Source organism: Sulfitobacter sp. (assembly GCF_041552635.1).
In the GTDB taxonomy this organism is placed as follows: domain Bacteria; phylum Pseudomonadota; class Alphaproteobacteria; order Rhodobacterales; family Rhodobacteraceae; genus Sulfitobacter.
Map to the genome: position 1 here is coordinate 1 of NZ_JBFEKM010000250.1, position 4213 is coordinate 4213.

Below are 4213 nucleotides of genomic sequence, written 5' to 3' on the forward strand. Positions count from 1 at the left end.
GTGAAACAAGTCGAGGTTGAGGCATGAATTCGGTCCCCGTTGATCGCAAATTCGCAAATACGCTGGCCCGTGGCATGGCTGTGCTTCGGGCATTTCGCGCCAGCGACAGTGGTTTGACCCATGCGCAGATCGCCGACCGCACCGGCTTGCCGAAACCCACCGTGTCGCGTTTGACCTATACGTTGTGCTCTTTGGGCTACCTAAGCCACGGTGGGCGCAACGACCGTTTTCGTCTGGGGCCGTCGGCGATTGCCTTGGGGTCGGTGGCGTCGGTTGCCGTGAATTTTCTGGATCTGGTGTCGGATGCCATGCAGCAACTGGCCGATGATACCGGCACACTGGGGTTGGTCGCGGTGCGCGATGACGCGCGCATGATGCTGGTGCGCACGTGGCGCCCCCGCAACGCATCGACGATCTGGCTAGAGCCGGGACACCGGATTCCGATCCGCGGGTCGTCCTCTGGCATGGCCGTCGTGGCGTCACTTAGCGAAGAGCGCTTTGAGCAGTTGACGACCGATCCGGATATGCGACAGTTCCGGTCGGAAGGATTTAAACAATTGGTTGCTCGAGGTTTTGCTTCATCACTGGGGGACGCGCGCTATGCCAATGGCGTGAACGCGGTCAGCGTGCCCTATTTCGCAGAAGAATTCGGCGAACCGGTTGCCTTTAGCATGGGGGCGACCCCGGCTGATTTGCCCGATGCCCGCATCACAACCGAGGTGGGGCCTGCCCTGCGTGACCTTGTGCGCGCGCTTGAAAAACGAACCGGCCGCAAACCCGCGCTTAGCCGTCGGGACTAATCAGAGTGACAGGAAAGATTAAGATGACTGACAAGATTGCCTATAGCCGCAGCGGTGACATTGCCGTTTTGCGTATCCAGAACCCGCCGGTCAACGCGCTGTCCCATGCCGTTCGGCTGGGGCTGGTTGCAGGGGTGGAACGCGCCGAAGCAGACAGTGGCGTCAAGGCGATCTTGATCGTTGGCGAAGGCCGCGCCTTTATCGCGGGTGCGGACATCACCGAATTTGGCAAGACACCGCTGGAACCTTTCCTGCCCGATGTTTGCAAACGGATCGAGGCATCGCCGCTGATCGTGGTCGCATCCATGCACGGCGTGTCCTTGGGCGGCGGTCTTGAGATTGCCTTGTCCGCGCATTACCGCATCGCGCAGCCGTCTGCCCGCGTTGGCCTGCCCGAGGTGCATCTGGGTCTGATCCCCGGTGCCGGTGCGACGCAGCGTTTGCCGCGCTTGATTGGTGTTGACGCATCGCTTGATCTGATCACCACGGGCCGTCAGGTCAAAGCGGACGAAGCATTGGAACTGGGCATCATCGACAAAATCGTCGAAGGCGACCCCGAAGCGGTCGGTCTGGCCTATGCGGAAAGTCTGGTTGCCGACGCGGCACCCCGCCGTGCGGTCAGTGAAATGCCAGCAGCACAAGCGATTGATTGGGATGCCGCGTATGATGGCACATTGAAAAAAGGCCGGGGCCAGATTTCCCCCGCCCAAGCGGTACGTGCGGTTCAGGCTGCATCGGAACTGCCCTTTGATCAGGGCATGATGGCCGAACGTAAGATGTTCATGGATCTGATGGAAACCGATCAACGACAAGGCATGATCCACGCGTTCTTCTCGGAGCGTGCAGTCGGTAACCTGCCAGAGCTGAAAGGTGTCGAACCCCGTCCGTTGCAATCCATCGGCATCATCGGCGGTGGCACCATGGGCGCAGGCATCGCCACGGCGGCCTTGCTGGCTGGTTTCAACGTGGTGCTGATCGAGATGAAAGCCGAAGCCGCCGAAGCTGCGCGCGGCCGCATCGCCGGTAACCTGTCGGGCGCGCTGAAGCGCGGCAAGATCAGTCAGATGAAGTACGACGCGATCACGACGACGGCGCTTGAGGTGTCGATCAACTATGACAGCCTCGCTTTGGTTGATCTGGTGATCGAAGCCGTGTTCGAAGACATGGACGTCAAGAAAGACGTGTTCGGCAAGCTGGATGCCGTGTGCAGACCCGGTGCTATTCTGGCGTCGAACACATCCTATCTGGACATCGACGAAATCGCCGCCAGCACATCGCGCCCTGCGGATGTGATCGGGCTACACTTCTTCTCTCCTGCGCATATTATGAAGCTGCTTGAGGTGGTCGTGGCAGACAAGACCGCGCCCGATGTTGTTGCCACAGGCTTTGCCCTTGGCAAGGCGTTGAACAAAATCTCGGTCAGGGCCGGCGTGTGTGACGGGTTCATCGGCAATCGTATTCTGGCAACCTATCGCACCGCCGCTGATCACATGGTGCTGGACGGCGCATCGCCCTATCAGATCGACAAGGCATTGGTCGATTTCGGCTTTGCCATGGGGCCCTTTGCTGTGGGCGATCTTGCAGGCCTTGATATCGGTTGGGCCACGCGCAAACGCAAAGCGGCGACACGTCATCCTGCGGAACGCGTGCCGACATATCCTGACAAAATCTGCGAAGGCGGTAACTTTGGCCAGAAAACCGGCAAGGGGTATTACGTCTACGAGGCAGGCGCCCGTGGCGGCATCCCGAACCCCGAAGTGCCCATTCTGATCGAGGCCGAGCGCAAGGAACTGGGTATCACCCCGCGTAATTTCACAGACGCCGAAATCGTGCGCCGCTATATGGCCGCCATGGTGAACGAGGCCGCAAAACTGCTGGGCGAGGGTATCGCGAAACGCCCTCTCGACATCGATATGGTGCTGCTGTTTGGCTACGGCTTCCCGCGCTATTGGGGTGGCCCGATGAAATGGGCCGACCTGCAAGGGCTGACCGCGCTGCTGGCCGATATAGAAACCTACGCCAAGGACGACGCTTGGTTTTGGGAACCCGCACCGCTGCTGAAACAACTGGTGGCAGAGGGTCGCACCTTTGATGACCTGAACAAAGACACTGCTAAGTAAATGAACAAGGGCGCAATGCCCGAACGACATCAACCGGAGGAAAGATTAATGGATCTGAGCTATAGCGACGAAGAAAAGGCATTCCGCGCCGAAGTACGCGCCTTTCTTGAGGAAAAGCTTCCCAAGGAAATGAGCGATAAAATTCGCAAAGGAGAAGAGCTGGGCAAGGCGGGACAAGAAGAGTGGCACGCCATTCTGAACGCCCAAGGCTGGCTGGCCCCGAACTGGCCCGAGAAATTCGGCGGTGCCGAATGGAACGCCGTTCAGCGCCACATCTTTGAGGAAGAAGCCGCCGCACATTACGCCCCGCGCATCGTGCCGTTTGGCTTGTCGATGCTGGCCCCTGTGCTGCAAAAATTCGGTAGCCAAGAGCAGAATGATTACTGGCTGCCCCGCATCCTGTCGGGCGAAGACTGGTGGTGTCAGGGCTATTCCGAACCGGGTGCCGGTTCCGACCTTGCGTCATTGAAGACCGAGGCCGTGCTGAACGAAGAGGGCACGCATTACATCGTCAACGGTCAGAAGACCTGGACGACCCTTGGCCAGCACGCCAACATGATCTTTTGCCTCGTGCGCACCGACAAGAAGGTAAAGCAGCAAGAAGGTATCTCTTTCTTGCTGATCGACATGGAAACCCCCGGCGTCGAAGTGCGCCCGATCATCCTGCTGGACGGCACCCACGAGGTGAACGAAGTCTGGTTCACGGATTGCAAAGTGCCTGTCGAAAACCTTGTCGGCAAAGAGAACGAAGGCTGGACCTATGCCAAGTATCTGCTGACCCACGAGCGGACGAACATTGCGGGCGTCGGGTTCTCTCAGGCGGGTCTGACAGCGGTCAAGCGGATCGCACGCGCCGAAATGTCCGGCGGCAAGCCGTTGATGGAAAACCCCCACTTTGCAGCACGGGTTGCACGGGTTGAAATCGACCTGATGGCGATGAGCACGACAAACCTGCGCATCGTCTCCAAGGCGGCAGCTGGTGCGGCACCGGGTGTAGAATCCTCTATGCTCAAGGTCAAAGGCACGATCATCCGTCAGGAAATCAACGATCTGGCCCGCCGTGCGGCAGGTGCTTATGCGATGCCATTCGCATCCGAAGCGATTGAAGGATCGAACCTTGCCCTGCCTGATCCGTTGAATGCCGGCCCCGTTGCCGCGCAATATTTCAACAACCGTAAACTGTCGATCTTTGGCGGCTCGAACGAAATCCAGCGCCAGATCATTGCCAAAACAACGATGGGAGGTGGAGCATGAACTTCGACCTGACAGAAGAACGCCAAATGCTTCAAGACA

The 4213-nt window shown here is 58.8% G+C and carries 3 protein-coding genes; all 3 read left to right on the top strand.

Annotated elements, in window-relative coordinates:
- Positions 1-23: 23 nt before the first annotated feature.
- The 3 genes from ABYT07_RS19390 to ABYT07_RS19400 are packed head-to-tail and all read left to right on the top strand — an operon-like array spanning position 24 to position 4174.
- The gene (locus ABYT07_RS19390) at positions 24-800 is read left to right on the top strand and encodes an IclR family transcriptional regulator (RefSeq protein WP_372993661.1); all 777 of its coding nucleotides are present in this window, start codon (positions 24-26) and stop codon (positions 798-800) included.
- 23 nt (positions 801-823) lie between these two features.
- Positions 824-2920 (top strand): FAD-dependent oxidoreductase, encoded by a 2097-nt coding sequence (locus tag ABYT07_RS19395; protein WP_372993662.1) that lies wholly within the window; start codon positions 824-826, stop codon positions 2918-2920.
- 48 nt (positions 2921-2968) lie between these two features.
- Complete coding sequence (locus tag ABYT07_RS19400; RefSeq protein ID WP_372993663.1) at positions 2969-4174, top strand: acyl-CoA dehydrogenase family protein; 1206 nt, start codon at positions 2969-2971, stop codon at positions 4172-4174.
- Positions 4175-4213 lie beyond the last annotated feature (39 nt).